This window comes from Synechococcus sp. R5-12, from assembly GCF_047502655.1.
Lineage (GTDB): Bacteria > Cyanobacteriota > Cyanobacteriia > Thermostichales > Thermostichaceae > Thermostichus.
On the sequence record NZ_JANSIM010000044.1, the window covers coordinates 1 to 1,751 of the forward strand.

The 1,751-nt window shown below is 56.4% G+C and carries 2 protein-coding genes; both read left to right on the forward strand.

Annotation, left to right across the window (positions count from 1 at the left end):
* Positions 1–521: 521 nt before the first annotated feature.
* The gene (locus NW843_RS03260; protein WP_414329137.1) at positions 522–629 is read left to right on the forward strand and encodes a PetM family cytochrome b6-f complex subunit 7; all 108 of its coding nucleotides are present in this window, start codon (positions 522–524) and stop codon (positions 627–629) included.
* Positions 630–742: 113 nt separating this feature from the next.
* Positions 743–1,751, forward strand: a 1,009-nt coding sequence (locus NW843_RS03265) for a ketopantoate reductase family protein (protein ID WP_414522098.1), incomplete at its 3' end; no start/stop codon positions are given.

A 1,751-nucleotide genomic window follows, 5' to 3' on the forward strand; every position in this document is an offset into this window, starting at 1 on the left:
AACCATCCTCGCTCCTGACGCACGCGCCCTACCGCTATGGTCATCTGAACTACTCCCTAAAGACATCTAAATGAATGAGGACGTTAATGAAACTACAAAGTTTGCTTCTTCGAAGCAAGAGCGGAGCCTAGGTATAAAGACTCAACTCCTGGGTCTTTTGCCTCAGTTTCCTTGAACGGCTCTTTGGCAAGAACTGCTCAGGAGTTTCCCGTTAAGTCAGGATCCCTAGCGCTCCAAGACCCTACTTAGAACCGTTTCCACAACTCGCGAGGCCCAACGGGCCATTCGAGAGCCACCAAACAAGCTTTACGGCTGTAGGCATTACAATTTAGCCTATGCCGGTAAAGACTTGTAAATTGCTTTCATTATAGAGGCGGATAGCCGGATCTCATCAAGTCTGGGAGAACGACTGTTTTTCGAGGAGTTGGGTTTGGGCCGCTACACCCTTGGAGTGAAGGCCAGGGCTTGGGATCCGATATCCTGAGAAGGCGATGTATCCCATTTGCGAGGAAGCTGAATCTATGGCTGGCGAGATCTTCACCATTGCTGGACTCTGCATTGTGCTGACCCTGGTGGGTGTGGCGCTTGGATATGGGATCCTAAGGGTGACCCAAGGGGGGGCAGAGTAAAGCTGTCGAGGATTTCTCCCGGGCCCGGTATCGGGCCTTGTTACAGCTCCATGTCAATTCCATGTCAATTGGCCACCTGGATATGAGGTGGGTGGCGGAAAGATGATAAACTCATGAAGATTTGTATCGTTGGCGCTGGGGCGGTGGGAAGTCACTTGGCCATATGCCTGGCCCGGTCTGGCTTTCCCGTCAGTGTCGTGGCGCGTGGAGCTCACCTGCAGGCCATCCGCACCCAAGGTCTGAAGCTCATCCGGCAGGGGGATCCCTCCCAAACCTGGGTAGAGCGGTTGACAGCCACCGACGATCCGGCTGCCCTGGGCCCACAGGACTGGCTGATAGTGACGGTCAAGGCCCACAGCTTGCCGCAGCTTGCCCCTCGACTGGGATCCCTGTGTGGCCCCGACACCCCCATTGTGATCGCCCAGAATGGTATCCCCTGGTGGTACTTTTACCGGCATGGGGGCGAGTTTGAGGGGCATTCCCTGACTTCCGTGGATCCAGAAGGGGTTATCGCTGCTCATTTGCCGATAGAGCGGGTGATTGGCTGTGTGGTGTACATTGCCGTGCAGTTGGCAGAGCCAGGAGTGGTCTTGCACACAGGGGGTGGGCGCTACATTCTGGGGGAGCCGGATGGATCCCTGTCAGGACGGCTGCAGTCCTTGGCCGCCATCTTTGAACAGGCGCAGCTTTCCACCACCCTCACCTCGCAGATTCGGGCCGAGATCTGGCAGAAACTGTGGGGCAATGCCGCCTTCAATCCCATCAGCGCCCTCACCCGGGCTGCTCAAGATGAAATTGCCCAATACCCACCCACCCGTGCTTTGGTTCGGTCGGTGATGCAGGAAGTTGAGGCTGTAGCTCAAGCTCTAGGGATCCGGCTGCCGGTCTCTTTGGAAGAGCGGCTAGAAGATGCAGCCCGCGTGGGATCCCATCGCACCTCGATGCTGCAGGATATTGAGCTGGGGCGACGGACGGAGATCGAGGCCATTGTGGGAGCCATCACCGAGTTGGGGCGTTTGGTGGGGGTGCCCACTCCCCATTTGGATACTCTGTATGCTTGCGTCAAGCTGCTGGAGCGCTCTGATACATTTACGCTGAACACTGCTGAACATCACTGTTCAA

Excerpts from the sequence above, each read along its gene's own strand:
- NW843_RS03260 (WP_414329137.1), top strand. The coding sequence starts at position 522 with ATGGCTGGCGAGATCTTCACCATTGCTGGACTCTGCATTGTGCTGACC.